17 protein-coding genes are annotated in these 16,875 nt (G+C 47.7%); 14 read left to right on the top strand and 3 right to left on the bottom strand.

Annotation, left to right across the window (positions count from 1 at the left end):
* The first annotated feature begins 25 nt into the window (after positions 1 to 25).
* A complete protein-coding gene (locus H6F51_25755; protein ID MBD1825882.1) occupies positions 26 to 1,156 on the top strand; it encodes a response regulator in 1,131 nt (376 codons plus the stop codon).
* A complete protein-coding gene (locus H6F51_25750; GenBank protein ID MBD1825881.1) occupies positions 1,134 to 1,859 on the top strand; it encodes a response regulator in 726 nt (241 codons plus the stop codon). Before H6F51_25755 ends, H6F51_25750 begins: the two co-directional genes overlap by 23 nt.
* Positions 1,860 to 1,933: 74 nt before the next feature.
* On the opposite strand, the gene H6F51_25745 is transcribed toward H6F51_25750, so the two are convergent.
* A complete protein-coding gene (locus tag H6F51_25745) occupies positions 1,934 to 2,629 on the bottom strand; it encodes a ribulose-phosphate 3-epimerase (protein MBD1825880.1) in 696 nt (231 codons plus the stop codon).
* Positions 2,630 to 2,757: 128 nt separating this feature from the next.
* Here H6F51_25745 and H6F51_25740 point away from each other — a divergent pair, with 128 nt between their 5' ends.
* The gene (locus H6F51_25740; GenBank protein ID MBD1825879.1) at positions 2,758 to 4,359 is read left to right on the top strand and encodes a S8 family serine peptidase; all 1,602 of its coding nucleotides are present in this window, start codon (positions 2,758 to 2,760) and stop codon (positions 4,357 to 4,359) included.
* A 145-nt stretch (positions 4,360 to 4,504) separates the two neighbouring features.
* Positions 4,505 to 5,803, top strand: coding sequence for a serpin family protein (locus H6F51_25735; protein MBD1825878.1), 1,299 nt, complete (start codon positions 4,505 to 4,507; stop codon positions 5,801 to 5,803).
* A gap of 164 nt (positions 5,804 to 5,967) precedes the next feature.
* Here H6F51_25735 and pntB read toward each other — a convergent pair whose 3' ends face one another.
* The gene (gene pntB / locus H6F51_25730; protein ID MBD1825877.1) at positions 5,968 to 7,356 is read right to left on the bottom strand and encodes a Re/Si-specific NAD(P)(+) transhydrogenase subunit beta; all 1,389 of its coding nucleotides are present in this window, start codon (positions 7,354 to 7,356) and stop codon (positions 5,968 to 5,970) included.
* 9 nt (positions 7,357 to 7,365) lie between these two features.
* Positions 7,366 to 8,970, bottom strand: a complete 1,605-nt coding sequence (gene pntA / locus H6F51_25725) for a Re/Si-specific NAD(P)(+) transhydrogenase subunit alpha (protein MBD1825876.1) — start codon at positions 8,968 to 8,970, stop codon at positions 7,366 to 7,368.
* 555 nt (positions 8,971 to 9,525) lie between these two features.
* Here pntA and H6F51_25720 point away from each other — a divergent pair.
* From H6F51_25720 to H6F51_25675, 10 genes are all read left to right on the top strand, one after another.
* Complete coding sequence (locus H6F51_25720; GenBank protein ID MBD1825875.1) at positions 9,526 to 10,038, top strand: DUF2808 domain-containing protein; 513 nt, start codon at positions 9,526 to 9,528, stop codon at positions 10,036 to 10,038.
* An 87-nt stretch (positions 10,039 to 10,125) separates the two neighbouring features.
* Positions 10,126 to 10,272 carry a 50S ribosomal protein L34 gene (rpmH, locus tag H6F51_25715; GenBank protein ID MBD1825874.1) on the top strand — a complete coding sequence of 49 codons (147 nt, stop codon included), beginning with the start codon at positions 10,126 to 10,128 and terminating at the stop codon, positions 10,270 to 10,272.
* Between the two features lie 8 nt (positions 10,273 to 10,280).
* A complete protein-coding gene (locus tag H6F51_25710) occupies positions 10,281 to 10,628 on the top strand; it encodes a ribonuclease P protein component (GenBank protein MBD1825873.1) in 348 nt (115 codons plus the stop codon).
* A complete protein-coding gene (locus tag H6F51_25705) occupies positions 10,618 to 11,016 on the top strand; it encodes a PH domain-containing protein (GenBank protein ID MBD1825872.1) in 399 nt (132 codons plus the stop codon). The genes H6F51_25710 and H6F51_25705 overlap by 11 nt, the downstream gene beginning before the upstream one ends.
* Positions 11,017 to 11,107: 91 nt before the next feature.
* Complete coding sequence (gene yidC / locus H6F51_25700; GenBank protein MBD1825871.1) at positions 11,108 to 12,262, top strand: membrane protein insertase YidC; 1,155 nt, start codon at positions 11,108 to 11,110, stop codon at positions 12,260 to 12,262.
* 9 nt (positions 12,263 to 12,271) lie between these two features.
* Entirely contained in the window at positions 12,272 to 12,775 is a 504-nt protein-coding gene (locus H6F51_25695; GenBank protein ID MBD1825870.1) for an RNA-binding protein, read from the top strand.
* A gap of 110 nt (positions 12,776 to 12,885) precedes the next feature.
* Positions 12,886 to 13,386 carry a DUF177 domain-containing protein gene (locus tag H6F51_25690; protein ID MBD1825869.1) on the top strand — a complete coding sequence of 167 codons (501 nt, stop codon included), beginning with the start codon at positions 12,886 to 12,888 and terminating at the stop codon, positions 13,384 to 13,386.
* Positions 13,387 to 13,433: 47 nt separating this feature from the next.
* On the top strand, positions 13,434 to 14,957 hold the full coding sequence (locus H6F51_25685; protein ID MBD1825868.1) for an AAA family ATPase: 1,524 nt from the start codon (positions 13,434 to 13,436) through the stop codon (positions 14,955 to 14,957).
* A gap of 3 nt (positions 14,958 to 14,960) precedes the next feature.
* On the top strand, positions 14,961 to 15,407 hold the full coding sequence (locus tag H6F51_25680; GenBank protein ID MBD1825867.1) for a DUF29 domain-containing protein: 447 nt from the start codon (positions 14,961 to 14,963) through the stop codon (positions 15,405 to 15,407).
* An 81-nt stretch (positions 15,408 to 15,488) separates the two neighbouring features.
* Positions 15,489 to 16,817, top strand: coding sequence for an ATP-binding protein (locus H6F51_25675; protein MBD1825866.1), 1,329 nt, complete (start codon positions 15,489 to 15,491; stop codon positions 16,815 to 16,817).
* Positions 16,818 to 16,875: the final 58 nt, after the last annotated feature.

Raw genomic sequence — 16,875 nt, 5'->3', positions numbered from 1 at the left:
TCAAGATTCAATTCAGGGCTGAATTATGTCTACTGCTAAAATACTCATCGTTGAGGATGAAAGTATTATCGCCTTGGATATCCAAACAAGCTTACAGAATGCCGGATATCAAGTCGTTTCGATCGCAACCACCGCAGAAGAAGCGCTGAGTGATATCACTCACCTGCAACCCGACTTGGTATTAATGGATGTTCGCTTATCGGGTGAAATGGATGGAGTCGAGACAGCAGAGAAAATCCGTAAAAATTGGCAGTTGCCTGTAGTTTTTTTGACGGCTCATGCCGATGAACCAACCTTAGCGCGAGCTAAAAATGTTCAGCCTTTCGGCTATATTCTAAAGCCCTTTGAAGACCGAGAATTAGTCACAGCGGTTGAGATTGCTTTGTCGCGGCACAAAGCAGAGAGGATGATTCAATCTGCGCTGAAAAAAGAGAAAGAAATCAGCGAACTAAAATCGAGATTTGTGTCAGTTGTATCGCATGAATTTCGCAATCCATTGAATACAATTTTGTTTTCAACGGAACTGTTGCAACGCTACGGAACTCAAATTACTGAGCAAAAAAAGGCAACGTATCTCGAACGCATTCAAGACTCTGTTAAACGAATGCACCAGCTTTTGACGGATGTGTTAACGGTCGGAGAAACCGAGGCAGGAAAGCTACAGTTTATCCCGCAGTCGTTGGATCTCATTCGATTCTGTAAAGAGCTTGTTGACGAATTTCACCTCACCGACAAGCGCAAAAGTTCGATCGCGTTTTCTTACAATGAGACGAATGGGAGCCATTCCCGCCTTGATGAGCGGTTATTGCGCCACATTTTGACCAATTTATTATCGAATGCAGTGAAATACTCCCCTAGCGGTGAGTTGATTGACTTTAGATTGGAGCTGAGCGATCGTAGCGCTGTGTTTCAGATTCGCGATCGTGGCATTGGCATTCCAAAATCGGAGCAAACGGATTTGTTTCAATCGTTTCATCGTGCTAGCAATGCAAAATCGATTCCAGGGACGGGCTTAGGCTTGTCGATCGTGAAACAATGCGTTGATCTGCACGGCGGCACGATTACCGTTGAGAGCGAGGAAAATCAGGGAACTCTAGTTACAGTAACGCTACCGATAAATAGACAGTCCACGTATGAAAACGATCCTCGTGATTGAAGACGAACAAACCGTTCGAGAGTCGATTTTAGATTTGCTGGAAGCTGAGGGATTTCGGGGAATTGGCGGCGAGAATGGTCAGATTGGGGTGCAACTGGCACATGATCATCATCCAGATTTGATCTTGTGTGACGTGACGATGCCCGACTGTGATGGCTTCTCTGTGCTGACTCAACTCCGCACCTCGCCCGATACGTCTGGAATTCCGTTTATTTTTCTCTCTGCTCGCAGCGCCAAAACTGACCAGCGCCAAGGCATGGAACTCGGTGCGGACGACTATCTGACCAAGCCCTGCACGGCGACGGATTTGCTAGGGGCGGTCGTCGGTCGCTTGGCAAAATATGAGGCGTTAGCGGAGTGCTATTCGCGCCAGGTTAAGCCCGCCAAGCCAGAAAAAGCGAAAAGTCAGCCCGTTTCTTTGCCTGTAACTGCGCCACAGGTTTCTGGAACACGCGATGGTTTGCTGAACCATTTCTATCAGGAGCTTCGCAATCCGCTTTCTAATATCAATATGGCGCTGCATTTATTGAGATTAGGGCGAGTTGGACAGGAATCAGCGATCGACATCTTAGAGCGCGACTACGGACGGGAGTTGGCGGTGCTGCAAGCGGTGTATCAGCTTCAGGAGCATCTGATTCCAGAGAGCGCTGAACTGCTGCGGAACTGTAATTTAGCTCAAATTATGAGCGAAGACTCAGTTTGATCGAGGGATGGAATGCAAAAAAGCCGATCGCACTACTGCGATCGGCTTTTTTGGCTTAATCGAAATTGAATCAATTAAACGGTTGCAAGTTCCGGTGCGGGGCGCTTGCTGTTGCGAATGCCTTCGATCGCGGCTGCATAATCGGGAGCATTAAATACCGCAGAACCCGCAACGATCGCGTTTGCACCGGCTTCGATCACTTGCCAGGTGTTGTTCGCTTTTAAGCCACCATCGACTTCGATCCAAGGATCGAGTCCGCGCTCATCGCACATCTGACGCAGCTTACGAATTTTCGGCAACACACCGGGAATAAAGCTTTGTCCACCAAATCCAGGGTTAACGCTCATAATCAGAACCAGATCGCAGAGTTCCAGAACATAGTCGATCAGCTCCAAGGGGCTACCCGGATTGAGCACAACTCCTGCTTTCTTGCCGTACTCTTTGATCTGTCCCAGAGTGCGGTGCAGGTGCGGCGAGGCGTTGTGTTCCGCGTGAACGTAGATGTGATCCGCTCCAGCTTTAGCAAAATCACCAACGTATTTTTCTGGCTCTACAATCATCAAGTGGACATCCAGCGGCTTTTGGGTCACAGGACGGATTGCTTCAACGATCAGGGGGCCGATCGTAATGTTCGGCACAAACCGACCATCCATCACATCAACGTGAATCCAGTCGGCTCCGGCGGCATCAACCGCACGAATTTCGTCGCCTAACCGACTAAAATCAGCAGAGAGAATCGAAGGTGCAATGACGATCGGTTTATTGGACATGACGGTGTGTTCCCCTTGGAGAGCATGATTTTGTGATCAGTTTAACAAATTGTGAAGGCTTTCTCTCAGATTTTGGTCAGGGTTTGCACAAATCTTAGGAATAAATACTCAAAAACGGAGCGTGAAGGATGAAGTGGCTGGTGGGACTTGGTGGAATGTGGATTGCAGTTGCCGCACAAGCGATGCCTATAGCAGAAAGCTCGATCGGTGCCTCTGGCATTGATGCACTCCGGCTTCAGCAGGCTCCCTACAATCTCACTGGAAAGAAGATTGCGATCGGGCAAGTAGAAATCGGACGACCTCCTCGATTTGGTGTGGATAAGGCCAGTACAACGAATCAGACGATCGGCTTAACGCGAGTGTTTTTCCGCAATCAGCCCGCAAAAACGAATACAAACTTAGATACTCATGCGGCTCAGGTTGCGAGTGTGATGATCGGGGATAGTAAAGCGGTGCGAGGAGTTGCGCCAGAGGCTCGGCTTTATTCTTCTGCCGCAGCCACTCCACAGCGCAGCGGACAAGCCGAGGAATGTCTTTCAGCTCAGCAGGTCACCTTGCAGAATGGGGGGGATGTGAGAGCAATTAACTTTAGCTTTGGGGAAGCATTGCAGCAAGATCCGCGCCCGAATGCTCGATTAGACGGAAATGCACTTCTAACCCAATGTATTGATTGGTTATCACTGAAGCATAATTCTTTGTTCATTGTGGCAGGGAATCAAGGAAAAGGCGGCATTCCGATTCCAACGGATAGCTATAACGGCATGACAGTTTCGTTCACACGGCGAGTCGGAGCGGAGTATGCAAAAATTGATTTTTCAAATATTGGAGATACTTATCCGCGCATTTTTAAGCGCAACGATGGCGTTGAGACGAGCTTAGGAGGTCGTCGATCGCTCTCGCTCACGGCTCCCGGAAGTAAGATCAACGTCGCGAATCTCAGAGGCAAACAAACGACTGCCGTTGGTTCAAGCTTTGCGGCTCCGCACGTGACTGCAACAGTCGCATTGTTGCAGGAATTCGGCGATCGACAACTCCGCGCTGGTTGTAAAGGGGGCTGTAAATTACCTTGGACAACGGATGCTCGTCGTCATGAAGTGATGAAAGCGGTACTGATGAATTCTGCTGACAAAATCAAAGACAAAGGCGATGGGCGATTGCTCGGAATGACGCGCACGATCGTAGAGAAAGACAATAAAACTTGGCTAGATTCTGATGCGTATAAAGACCGCAAAATTCCCTTAAACATTCAGATGGGCGCGGGACAATTGAATGCGTTTCGAGCGTATCAGCAGTTTAGTGCCGGACAATGGGCACCGAATCGAGCAGTACCCGCGATCGGCTGGAACTACGGCAAAATCGAAACAAAGAAGTCAGTACAAGACTATCTGATTGAGAAGCCTTTGCTGCAAGGAAGCTATGTTTCTGCAACCTTAGCCTGGAATCGATTGGTGGAGCTAAACGATCGCAATCGCAACGGTGAATTTGAGATTGGGGAGAGCTTTCGCGATCGGGGACTGAATAGGCTGGATCTTTACCTGATGCGGGCGGAAGACAATGATATTCGTCGGGCTATCTGGTCATCGGTCAGCGACATTGATAGTGTGCAGCATATTTTCTATCCAGTGCCAGCAACCGGACGTTATAAAATTCGGGTCGTTTTCCGTCAACAAGTGAATCAGCCCGTACAATCCTATGCGTTGGCATGGTGGACGGCTCCGTCTCAAAAATAGTAACGCGCTCTCTACGCAATTGTGGAATTGGTTAATGTAGCCATAGATAGCGGATTCATCGAGGCGCTACACAATTAAGGTCTACACAATTGAGGTCTATTGGAATTGGTCGATCGATCAATTCCAAATTTTCTTGGAGAGGAGTATGGTCATCACTCAACGCTTGAAATCTCTTAAAGTTGGAGTTGCACTGATCGCTACACTGATTGCGATTAGCGCGATTTCTTGTTCTGGTTCAGCAAGCTCACAAAATCCTAAACTAGAGATTAGTCAGGGTACGCGAGCACGTACCCGTGTAGCAGAGCTATCGAAACCCGTTCAAGCAGTCAATCCGAAAATTGTGGAAGCCAATACAAAGTTTGGGTTTAAGTTGTTTTCTGAGGTTCTGAAGCAAGATCGCAACAAGAATGTGTTTGTCTCGCCTTCGAGTGTGGCGATCGCGCTTTCGATGGCGTACAACGGTGCTAACGGTGAAACAAAAGCAGCAATGGCAAAAGCGCTAGAGTTTCAAGGCATGACGCTTGAACAAGTTAACCAGGCGCATCGTGATTTAAGAGCGGCTCTCGAAAAAGCTGATCCAAAAGTTCAACTGTCGATCGCGAATTCACTTTGGGCAAAACAAGGAGTTGCCTTTAATTCAAGCTTCTTAGAGAGAAATGCAAAATTCTACGATGCGAAGGTTAAATCTTTAGATTTCGATCAGCCTAGTGCGTCTGATGAGATTAATGGCTGGGTGAAGGAAAGTACACGCGGCAAAATTCCGAAGATTATCGATCGCATTAATCCAAATGATGTGATGTTTTTGATCAATGCGATTTACTTCAAAGGTCAATGGACAGATGAGTTTGATAAAAGCAATACACAAACCCGACCCTTTTCGCTAACGAATGGCTCAAAAAAACAAGTGCCTTTGATGAAGCGGCAAGGCAAGTATCGCTATGCTGAAACAGATCAATTTCAGGCGATTAGCTTACCTTACGGCGATCGACGCTTAAGCATGTATGTATTTCTGCCCAAGTCGAACTTAGCTGAATTTCAGAAGACTTTAACGGTTCAGAATTGGCAAACTTGGATGAGGCAATTTAGCAGCCGTGATGGAGAGATTCAACTGCCCCGCTTCAAGATGGATTATGAGGTCGAGCTAAAAACGGCGCTATCAGCGATCGGCATGGGTGTTGCGTTTGATGATGCTGCGGATTTCTCTGGTCTAAGTAAAGCAACCACTAAAATTGACCAAGTCAAACATAAGACGTTTGTTGAAGTGAACGAGGAAGGAACGGAGGCGGCCGCAGTGACTTCGATTGGGATTGTTACAACTTCGCTTCCGATCGAACAAGCGCCGTTTAAGATGACTGTCGATCGACCATTCTTCTGTGCAATTCGGGACAATCGAACCGGTGAAATTTTGTTTATGGGGTCGATCGTCAATCCAGAGTCCAAGTAGTTGAACGTGCGATCGTGATTCAAAGAGGAATAGCGATCGCTTTGCAACCCATTGCAAACAAAAAATCGCCCATTGAATGACTCCAATGAGGCGATTACCATGACGTTTGACCTTGAAAAGACGTAGAAGCGCTAAGCTTCTACGGTTGCGAGCTGCAACGGGGTTTAGGCGACGACCAATGCGTTAAGTTGATTCAGAATCGCATCCGTGTTCTTCTTCGCATCGCCAAAAAGCATATGAGTGTTTTCCTTGTAAAACAGTGGGTTCTCAACGCCTGCATATCCACTTCCAAGACTGCGCTTCAGCACGATCGTAGTCTTCGCCTTCCATACTTCTAGAACGGGCATTCCTGCGATCGAGCAGCTTGGATCTTCCACAGCGCTAGGGTTGACGGTATCATTCGCGCCAATCACTAGCACAACATCCGTTTCAGCAAAATCATCATTGATCTCATCCATTTCTAGAACAATGTCATAGGGTACTTTCGCCTCAGCAAGTAACACATTCATGTGTCCTGGAAGCCTTCCGGCGACGGGATGAATGCCGAATCGAACATGAATACCACGACTTCGCAAGATTTTTGTAATCTCAGAAATCGGGTGCTGTGCTTGCGCCACCGCCATGCCGTAGCCTGGAACAATGATCACACTGTTAGCATTCTCTAATTGCTCAACGGCTTCCTCAATTGAAATCGATTTAGCTTCTCCGGTGATCTCCCTAGCGTTAGAACGATTGCCTGTTCCAAATCCACCTAAAATTACACTGATAAACGATCGATTCATCGCCTTACACATGATGTAGCTCAGAATCGCACCACTACTTCCGACTAATGCACCGGTGATGATCAAGAGATCATTCGACAACATAAATCCAGCCGCCGCCGCAGCCCAGCCAGAGTAGCTATTCAACATGGAAATCACAACGGGCATATCTGCACCGCCGATCGCCATAACTAGATGCACACCCAAAACACCCGCCAGTACACACATGATTAACAGTGCTGTGATTGATTGATGAGCTAAGAACTGTGCTCCTAATCCTACACAAGCCGCTAACAATCCAATGTTTAATAGATGCCGGCCTGGAAGCAATAGCGACTGAGTGCTGATTAATCCTCGCAGCTTTCCAAACGCTACGATCGATCCCGTAAATGTTACCGCTCCAATAAACGCACCGATAAAAATTTCAGCTTGATGAATGGTTGCTTCTGCCCCAATTAAAGTTTGCGGTTGTAGATGGTTAGCAATTCCCACCAGTACCGCAGCCATTCCAACAAAGCTATGCAGCATTGCAACTAGCTCAGGCATCTCAGTCATGGCAACTCGACTCGCCAATATTGCACCAATGATTGCACCCGGTAGAATGACGGCTGCCAAAACTCCGTATCCGGTCACATCACTGCGAAGCACGGTTGCGAGAAATGCGATCGACATTCCTGCAATCCCATACCAATTTCCTTTGGTTGCGGTTTCTTGATTGGAAAGCCCGCTCAAGCTTAAAATAAACAATGCGCTGGCGGCAATGTAAGCCACATTAGAAAGACTGTCAAACATTGCACACCTCTATTGTTTTTGAAACATCTTAAGCATTCGCTGAGTTACTAAAAAGCCTCCAGCAATGTTAATCGTGCCGATCAGAACTGCGATCGCGCCTAAAATTGTTGTGGCGGAAGTTGGAGTTCCCGAAATTTGCAGCATTCCACCCAGGATGATGATGCCGCTAATGGCATTCGTCACACTCATCAAAGGAGTATGCAATGCAGGTTTCACATTCCAGATCACCTGCCATCCCACAAAGCAAGCTAAGACAAACACGGTGAAGTGACTGAGAAATGTGGAAGGCGCGATCGTTCCAATCCCCAGCAGTCCTACTCCTAAAAGCATTGTCCAAATCCAAGAGGGGATCGATCTCTGTTGAACAGTTGAAGCTTCAGCGGTGGGCGCTTCAGGCTTCTGTGATACAGGCGTAACCACTTTCGGTAAGGGCGCAACCGTTTCGCCCTGATGCAGCACCAATGCCCCTCGAATCACTTCATCTTCTAAATCAACGCGATAGTTATCATTTCTACCCATATCATCGAGCAGATGGCACAGATTCTTGCCATAAAGCTGGCTTGCCTGCGCTGCCATTCGACTGGGTAAATCCGTTAGACCAATGACAGTTACGCCGTGATGTTGAGCAATCTCTCCAGGGTGTGTCACCTCACAGTTGCCGCCTTGCTCTGCTGCTAGATCGACAATGACAGAACCTTGTTTCATGCTCTCAACCATTGCTTTAGTGATTAAAGTTGGAGCCTTCTTACCTGGAATCAATGCCGTCGTAATGATGATATCGACTTCTTTCGCCTGAGCGGCGAAGAGTTCCAGTTCGGCTTTGATGAACTCAGGACTCATGGTTTTTGCATAGCCACCCTGCCCCGTACCGTCCTCCTCAAACGCTAACTCTAAGAACTCGGCTCCCAAGCTTTGCACCTGCTCTTTTACCGCCGGACGAGTATCAAATGCGCGAACAATTGCACCGAGCGATCGTGCGGTTCCCACTGCCGCCAGTCCTGCAACTCCAGCCCCAATCACCAGCACTTTCGCAGGGGGAACCTTGCCCGCTGCGGTGATTTGTCCTGTAAAAAACCGTCCAAACTGATGCGCTGCCTCGATCACGGCTCGATATCCAGCGATATTTGCCATCGAACTCAAAGCATCTAATTTCTGAGCGCGACTAATTCGAGGAACAGCATCCATCGCTAATACAGTCGCCTTACGATTCGCTAGATGTTCGACTAATTCTGGATGCTGTGCTGCCCAGATAAAACTAATCAGCGTCGTGCCTTCGTGTAACAAATCCGCTTCATGTTTGTTAAGGTGCGAATTCCAGATGGGGGGTCGAACTTTTAGAATTAAATCGGCATGAGACCAAAGCGTTTCAGTATCGACAATGATTCGACATCCAGCTTGTAAATAGGCTTCATCTGAAAAATTTGCAGCTTCTCCGGCTCCAGATTCAATCAATATCTCAAAGCCGTATTTTTGCAAAATTTTTACAGTGTCCGGCGTGGCAGCAACTCGACATTCTCCAGCATAAATTTCTTTTGGAATTCCAATTTTTCTATAAAGAGCGGGAGACTGTTCAGGTTGTCCCGCCTCTGATTCCTTGTCGATCGCGATCGTCATGCTGTCTCCTCATTATGGCGTTTTGTAACAGCGATTCACTACGGTCTAAGCTTTTCTCAGTCATACTCGAAAACACAAGACAACAAACCCCTTGTGTTTCAAAAAGTAATCAAACAAGCAGATTTTCAAAAATTATAGATTCAGGAAATATCAATGAAATAAAGATTTTTGTAAGTTTAGTTTCTCAAAGATTTAGTTAAAAAATGCTATGAAAATCGACAGATTTTATAATTTGAAATCTAAATTCAATCTGTTTAACATTCTTGCGAATCTTAATAGAACAAAGGCTCTGTTAAACTTGACTTGAATTGATCGGTACAGAACCCGCTGTGACCTAAGCGCTCCAAAAGCTACACTTCTGGCTGGCGGCACCCTTCCTTTACCACTGCTCGGTTTATTAGAAATTGACCCGGAGCAAATTTCTTAATCAGGAACAAAATGATCGACGATCGCGTCTTCACACCGTATCCCCCCTATGCAGGTTCCTGCTACTCTCAGTATTAATTCACTTAACCCTTACTCATCTTTTTCTTTATGCTACTGAAAAGAAATTCAATGCGTCGCGCCGTTTCAGCCCTTGCGATCGCAGGTAGCCTCCTCGCAAGTGTACCCTTGGGTGCGATCGCTCAAGGTTTACCGGGTCTGACGCTCTTCAGTGGCGTTGGAGCAGGCAAGCAACTCAACTATCGACTCGACTTTGGCGGAAACACAGGCTCCTGGGATCGGTACCGCTTCCGGGTTCCCCGTGACAAAGTGAAAGTCGCGATCGCACAGTTCTCGATCGACTATCCCAACTACTTCAAAGGCACATTCGACCCGAAAGAAGTCGAACTGTTAGTCAACGACAAAAAAGTTGCGATTCAAGAAGTGAAGTGGGAAAAAGACAACTATGTGATCGAAATTTTCCCCCAAGAACCGGTTCCGGCGGGTTCTAACGTTGAAATGATTTTCTCAAACGTTCGCAACCCCAACAGCGGCGGTATGTTCTACTTCAACTGTCGCGTTCTGTCGCCTGGAGATGTCCCCTTGCTGCGTGACATCGGCACCTGGATTGTGACGATTCAGTAACCGAAAATCGTGATACGCTAGTAGACTGTGACTTTTCCCACGGTCTACTTATTTTTTGCTTGGGATTAATTTACTGGAGCCACAACTATGACAAAGCGCACTTTAGGCGGAACAAGCCGCAAGCGGAGACGGGTATCAGGATTTCGCGCCCGGATGCGGACGAAAAATGGACAAAAAGTGATTCAAGCACGCCGTAAAAAAGGACGCTTGCGCCTCTCTGTTTCAAGTTCCTGATCCCGGTTTTGCTGCCCCAAGAAAATCGCCTGAAACATCGACGAGATTTTGATGCCGTTTATCAGCGAGGATTTCGTCGAGGTTCACGTTGTTTCACCCTAAGAGCGCTGAAATGCCCTGAACAGCCGACCCGTATCGGTATCTCAATTAGTAAAAAGGTGAGTAAACGCGCAGTGATTCGCAACCGGATTAAACGCCAGGTTCGATCGATTTTGCGAAGTTTTCTCCCTCGTACGAAACCGGGATATGCGATCGTCATCGGCGTGCGAATCGAAGCGACCGAGTGTGATTATTCTCAATATCTGCAAGAATTAGAGCAGCTATTGGTTAAAGCTGAGGTGCTGAATGGCAATTAAAGAAGAAGTCTTCTACGAAGGTGGGCCGCATATTGGGGACTTGATTATCAACGTTCTTCTAGGTTTTACCGTGATTTGTTTGCCGCTCACGGTCGGTTCGATCGTCCGGGCGCTTTGGTTGCGCTATCGCATTACTAATCGCCGCATTAGTGTCGTTGGTGGCTGGCAAGGGCGCGATCGGGCGGATGTTATTTATTCAGAAATCACGAAAGTCGTCACTGTCCCGCGCGGGATTGGAGCGTATGGCGATATGGTGTTAACTCTCCGCGACGGAAGCCGCATCGAATTACGAGCGATTCCCAAGTTCCGGGAAGTGTATGACTTTATCAACGAGCGGCTTTCAGACCGAGCCAAAAAAGTTAGTGGCAGTCTCGGAAGTCAACCTTAAAGTTGCCGCCCTGAGCGCTACACTGGATTTGGCATTTTTGATTCTGAAATGCCTTGATCACTTTAGACCCTATTAGGTAGACGTAAAGCGAATGGACTTTGGTGTAGGCTTCTTATCCAATAACGTGATGCTACCGATCCTGGATTTTTTCTACGGGATCGTACCGAGCTATGGGTTGGCGATCGTAGCGTTGACTCTAGTCATTCGCTTTGCCCTCTATCCGCTTAGCGCAGGTTCAATCCGCAGTATGCGCCGCATGAAGGTGACTCAACCTGTGATGCAAAAGCGCGTTAAAGAAATTCAGGAACGATATAAAAATGATCCTGCAAAACAGCAGGAAGAAATGAGCGCAATCTACAAGGAGTTTGGCAATCCGTTAGCGGGGTGCTTCCCGGTAGTCTTGCAGATGCCAATTCTGTTTGCGCTGTTTGCGACGCTCAGAGGCTCACCCTTTTCAGATGTGCCTTACACGGTGAACTTCCAGATTGCGCCTCAAGCTCAAGTTGAGCAAGTTGCACCCCAAGCGTTTGTCACTCCGCCACAAAACATTTACGTGGCAGATGGTATTCACGCGAAAATTAGCGCGATCGCGCCGAGTGGTACGAAGTTGGCTGTCGGTGAGAAAACCAAGATTGAATTTCAAACTTTAGACGGCAAGCCATTTACGGAACTGGAAGCGCAATATAGCAGCAGCCTAACGCCGAGACTGAAAGCTACGACTGGCGCTGAGCGCATCAAGATTAACGAAGACGGCACGATCGAAGCGCTTCAGCCGGGAGATGCGACGGTTCAGGCATTTATCCCTGGATTGGCTGCGGACAAAGGCTTCTTGTTTATCGATCAGCTTGGGCGAGTCGGTGCAGTTGATCCAGATGGCACCTTCCACTGGGACATCATCGGTATGGTGGTTTTCTTTGGGCTCAGCCTTTATATCAGCCAGTTGATTTCGGGACAGGGTTCGACAGGCAATCCTCAGCAAGACACCATCAACAAAGTTACGCCTGTGATTTTCTCTGGAATGTTCTTGTTCTTCCCCTTGCCCGCAGGTGTGCTGATGTACATGGTAATCGCGAACATTTTCCAGACGGCTCAAACCTTCCTTCTGTCGCGTGAACCGTTACCTGAAAATCTTCAGAAGTTAGTCGAAGCGGAAGCTGGGGCAACTGCGAAAGCTAGCGGTGGAAGTGCAAAGTCGGATGGCGATGATCCGCTCCCGTTTGAACCTGGCCGTAAGAAGAAGGCATAGTGGGGACGTATGGCTGAAACTCAATTGCAGCAGCGGGGACAGCAGTGGCTCGAAACTTTTCTGAAGCTGGCTGCTTTTCCCGCAACCGTAACCCCGGAAGTGCGAAATACCTTTGCTGAGAAAAGTTGCTGGTTGACGATCGACCATACTTCCCTGCAGCCTGCTCAGATCGAAGCGCTACTCGGTAGCAATGGCGCGGTTCTTGATTCGATTCAATATTTGGCAAGTGCGATTCTGAATATTGGGCAAGAAGAGCAGATTGCTTACACGATCGAAATCGATGGCTATCGTGATCGGCGACTGAAGGAACTGACTGCGATCGCTGAATCTGCCGCGAATCAAGTGCGAGAAACCGGTGAAGAGTACGAAATTAAAGCGCTTTCTTCAGCCGAGCGTCGTCAGGTGCATTCGATTCTTCAAAGCAGCGATGACATTGAAACTTACAGTCGGGGTCAAGAACCCGATCGGCGATTGGTGGTTCGTCTCGCTGGCTCTGGTTCAGACGAAGTATAGTTCGGATAAAATTCGTTAGACTAAGAAAGCGGGGGATTTGTACAAGCAAGTTTTCCGCTTTTTCCTTGTGGATCGCTCATTTGCGATCGTTCCCTTCAGCATTAAGCCGTATGGAAGCTATTCATATTCCCCGCCTGATTCATTGCCCTGAGCACACGCAGACGATCGAGTTCAAGACACTCCTCGAAAATCTGAAAACTCTGACTCCGGTTCAAGGCTGGATTAAAATTACGCATCAAGGCAATTTTCTCGAGGTTTCCGCCAAAGCAGAAACGATCGTCACTTTGACCTGTCATCGCTGTTTGCAGCAGTTTAATCATCGATTAGCGATCGAGTCGAGCGAGATGATTTGGCTCGATGAGACGGCTGATCAACTGGAGGAATTGCCGCTCGATCGCGATCTTTCAATGGACGATCTGGTTGAAACGCTGCCGCCGAACGGTTACTTTGATCCAGAAGCTTGGCTGTATGAGCAGCTTTCGCTCGAAATTCCCCAGCGCCAACTCTGTGAGCAAGACTGTAAGGGCATTGAAGTAGTGGACGAGATTAAAAATCCAGGGATTGATAGCCGTTGGGCAGCCTTACAAACGTTGAAGGGTCATCTCAATTAGCCTGATGTTGTACGGTAGAAGAAAGACCGTACAACATCAAGCTATTTATGAGTTTTAGCGACGAATTCAACCTGCTAATCCGGGCGCGGTATCCGATTATCTATATTCCAACTCGTGAGGAAGAACGAGTCGAAGCCGCGATCGCTCAAACTGCGAAAGCACAGGGCGATCGTGCCGTCTATATCTGGGATTTTGTCGATGGCTATCAAGGCAATCCCAACGATGTCGGATTTGGAAAACGCAATCCCCTGCAAGCGCTTGAATTTGTTGAAAAACTGCCGATGAGTGCGCCCGCAGTTTTCATTTTGCGGGACTTTCACCGATTTTTAGAAGATATTTCGATTTCGCGGAAACTGAGAAATCTAGCTCGATTGCTGAAATCTCAGCCCAAAAATCTGGTGCTGTTATCGTCTCAAATTTCGATTCCTGATGATTTGAGCGAAGTGCTGACCGTGTTAGAGTTTCCGCTTCCGGGTGCAACGGAGATCAAAACTGAGATTGAACGGCTTCTCAGTGCAACAGGTCAGCGACTTGAGAATAAGACATTGGATGAATTGGTGCGATCGTGCCAGGGATTGTCGATCGAGCGAATTCGGCGCGTTCTGGCACGGGCGTTCGCGCTCCACGGTGAACTGCGCCCGGATGATGTTGAACTGATTCTTGAGGAAAAGCGCCAAACCATCCGCCAAACTCAAATTCTCGATTTCTATCCAGCCAAAGAAGATATTTCAGATATTGGAGGATTGGATAACTTAAAAGATTGGCTACTCAGACGAGGCGGATCATTTAGCGATCGCGCTCGACAATACGGTCTGCCGCATCCGAAAGGCTTGATGCTAGTTGGAATTCAGGGAACGGGCAAATCGCTGACGGCAAAAGCGATCGCGCATCATTGGCATTTACCGTTACTGCGCTTAGATGTAGGACGATTGTTCGGTGGCTTGGTTGGGGAGTCAGAATCGCGCACTCGCCAAATGATTCAGCTTGCCGAAGCGCTTGCCCCCTGTGTGCTGTGGATCGATGAAATTGATAAAGCCTTTTCTGGCGTGGATGGTCGCAGCGATTCTGGTACGACCAGCCGAGTGTTCGGAACTTTTATTACCTGGATGGCGGAGAAGAAATCGCCGGTGTTCGTGGTTGCAACCGCCAACAATATTCAAGCGCTTCCGCCAGAGATGCTAAGAAAAGGGCGATTTGATGAGATTTTCTTTGTGGGACTGCCGACGCAGGAAGAACGCCGATCGATCTTTTCCGTTCATCTTTCTCGCCTGCGTCCGCACAATTTGAAGCAATATGATCTCGATCGACTAGCCTACGAAACACCAGATTTCTCAGGAGCTGAAATCGAGCAGACTTTAATCGAAGCGATGCACATTGGCTTTAGTCAGAATCGCGACTTTATGACCGATGACATTCTGGAAGCGGCAAGTCAGATCGTGCCACTAGCACGGACTGCCAAAGAACAGATTGATTTCCTGCAAGACTGGGCAGCCGCTGGAAAAGCACGGCTTGCTTCAAAGCATAGTCAGTTAAGCGATCGTATTCAACGCCAACTTCAACAACCGGAATAGATTATGACTCAGGCAACACAACGGCTGCTTTATGAAACAGATTACGTACAGTGGATTGAGACGACCGTTGAACGTCTGCGAAATGGCGACTATGACAGTGTTGATTGGGAGAACTTGCTCGATGAGATTGAAGACATGGCGCGAAGTCAGCGACGCAGTTTGAAAAGCAATTTAATTGTTGTGTTGCTGCATCTGCTGAAATGGCAGTATCAGTCTGAGAAACGCAGTGGTTGCTGGGAATCAAGCTTGTTAGAACATCGACATCGGCTTCAAGATGACATTCAAGACTCTCCCAGTCTCAAGCCTTATCTTGAAACGATTCTTGCCGAGTCGTACATCAGAGCAACAAAACAGGCAAAAGCTGAAACAGGTTTACCATTACAAACCTTTCCTAGTGAATGCCCTTATGATGTTGCCTCGATTCTTGATGATGATTTTTTGCCCAATTGAATCCAGAGGAGCATTAGGACAAGGTTCATCGATCGTAAGCTTTAGTGCTACTCTAAGACTCTGAATTCCTATCCTAGTCTTATGTCTCAGCCTAAACTTACAAAGCGTGTTTCAACTGCCTTAGTCAATGCTCTAAGTGCAGGCGTTGTGCCGCGAGTGGGTTTAGAGCATATTGCTGTGGGACGCGAAAAGGAAATTGCCGCAATTCGCCAAGATTTTGAGCATATCGCGAATGGCGGTGCGGCGTTTCGATTTGTGATTGGGCGGTATGGAGCCGGGAAAAGTTTCACGCTGCAACTGATTCGCAATTTGGCGATGGAAAGCGGATTTGTGGTTGCAGATGCGGACATCACACCTGATCGACGCTTAACGGGAAGCCAAGGGGCAGGAGTCGCAACTTACCGTGAACTGATGCGAAATTTGGCGACTAAAAGCCGTCCTGAAGGCGGGGCATTGACGATTATTCTGGAACGCTGGATTGCGGCAATTCAAGCGCAAGTGGCACAAGAAACCGGAATGAAGCCGAATGAAGAAGGCTTTGATCAGCAAGTCGAAGCGCGGATTCGATTGGTGACTCAGGATGTTGCGGATTTAGTCAATGGGTTTGATTTCGCGACGGTGATTATTGCGTATTGGACGGGATATCGATCGGATGATGACACGAAAAAAGAATCGGCACTGCGTTGGCTACGAGGAGAGTTTTCAACCAAAACCGAAGCAAAAGCAGCGTTAGGGGTTCGGGTAATCATTGATGACGATTCTTGGTATGACTACATTAAATTAATCGCTCGATTTGCGGCAGATATTGATTACAAAGGCTTGATTGTGATTCTTGATGAAGTGGTGCATTTATCGAAGATTCCAACTGCGATCGCACGTCAAAACAATTACGATAAGCTCCTTGCAATGTTCAACGATGCGATGCAAGGTAAAGTCAGCCACTTAGGAACGTTGATTGGTGGAACACCGCAGTTTTTAGAAGATCCGCGACGGGGATTGTATAGCGATCCGGCTTGGCAGCGTCGAACGGCGCAAAGTCGCGTGGTGCAATCGGATGCGATCGACACTAGTGCTCCAGTGATTCATCTTGACCCGCTGAATGATTCTGAACTTCAGGGGTTATTGCAGCGAATTGCGATCGTCTTTTTTACTCACTATGAGTTGAACAAGCAGTTAACTTCGGATGAAATTTCTCGATTTATCGCAGCAGTACGGAGTGGCAGAGTCGGAACTGAAACGCGACTCACTCCAGGCGAAATTATTCGCGATTTTATGACCGCATTGAATCTGATACAACAAAATCCGCAGCTCAAATTCAATGAACTAATTAATACTCAGCAATACCAATCTGCAACAGTCAGAACAACACAACCCGCAACAGATGACGAATTTGCTGAATTCACGCTTTAAATAAAAAATTCGCTCTCTAAATTTTAAGGAAAATCTAGAGAGCGATCGAGCATTAACC

The organism is Cyanobacteria bacterium FACHB-DQ100 (assembly GCA_014695195.1).
Classification (GTDB): domain Bacteria; phylum Cyanobacteriota; class Cyanobacteriia; order Leptolyngbyales; family Leptolyngbyaceae; genus Leptolyngbya.
This window is presented reverse-complemented; position numbering and strand designations above follow the sequence as displayed.

Coding starts and splice junctions, on each gene's coding strand:
- H6F51_25755 (MBD1825882.1), top strand. CDS start 26: ATGTCTACTGCTAAAATACTCATCGTTGAGGATGAAAGTATTATCGCC.
- H6F51_25750 (MBD1825881.1), top strand. CDS start 1,134: ATGAAAACGATCCTCGTGATTGAAGACGAACAAACCGTTCGAGAGTCG.
- H6F51_25745 (MBD1825880.1), bottom strand. CDS start 2,629: ATGTCCAATAAACCGATCGTCATTGCACCTTCGATTCTCTCTGCTGAT.
- H6F51_25740 (MBD1825879.1), top strand. CDS start 2,758: ATGAAGTGGCTGGTGGGACTTGGTGGAATGTGGATTGCAGTTGCCGCA.
- H6F51_25735 (MBD1825878.1), top strand. CDS start 4,505: ATGGTCATCACTCAACGCTTGAAATCTCTTAAAGTTGGAGTTGCACTG.
- pntB (MBD1825877.1), bottom strand. CDS start 7,356: ATGTTTGACAGTCTTTCTAATGTGGCTTACATTGCCGCCAGCGCATTG.
- pntA (MBD1825876.1), bottom strand. CDS start 8,970: ATGACGATCGCGATCGACAAGGAATCAGAGGCGGGACAACCTGAACAG.
- H6F51_25720 (MBD1825875.1), top strand. CDS start 9,526: ATGCGTCGCGCCGTTTCAGCCCTTGCGATCGCAGGTAGCCTCCTCGCA.
- rpmH (MBD1825874.1), top strand. CDS start 10,126: ATGACAAAGCGCACTTTAGGCGGAACAAGCCGCAAGCGGAGACGGGTA.
- H6F51_25705 (MBD1825872.1), top strand. CDS start 10,618: ATGGCAATTAAAGAAGAAGTCTTCTACGAAGGTGGGCCGCATATTGGG.
- yidC (MBD1825871.1), top strand. CDS start 11,108: ATGGACTTTGGTGTAGGCTTCTTATCCAATAACGTGATGCTACCGATC.
- H6F51_25695 (MBD1825870.1), top strand. CDS start 12,272: ATGGCTGAAACTCAATTGCAGCAGCGGGGACAGCAGTGGCTCGAAACT.
- H6F51_25690 (MBD1825869.1), top strand. CDS start 12,886: ATGGAAGCTATTCATATTCCCCGCCTGATTCATTGCCCTGAGCACACG.
- H6F51_25685 (MBD1825868.1), top strand. CDS start 13,434: ATGAGTTTTAGCGACGAATTCAACCTGCTAATCCGGGCGCGGTATCCG.
- H6F51_25680 (MBD1825867.1), top strand. CDS start 14,961: ATGACTCAGGCAACACAACGGCTGCTTTATGAAACAGATTACGTACAG.
- H6F51_25675 (MBD1825866.1), top strand. CDS start 15,489: ATGTCTCAGCCTAAACTTACAAAGCGTGTTTCAACTGCCTTAGTCAAT.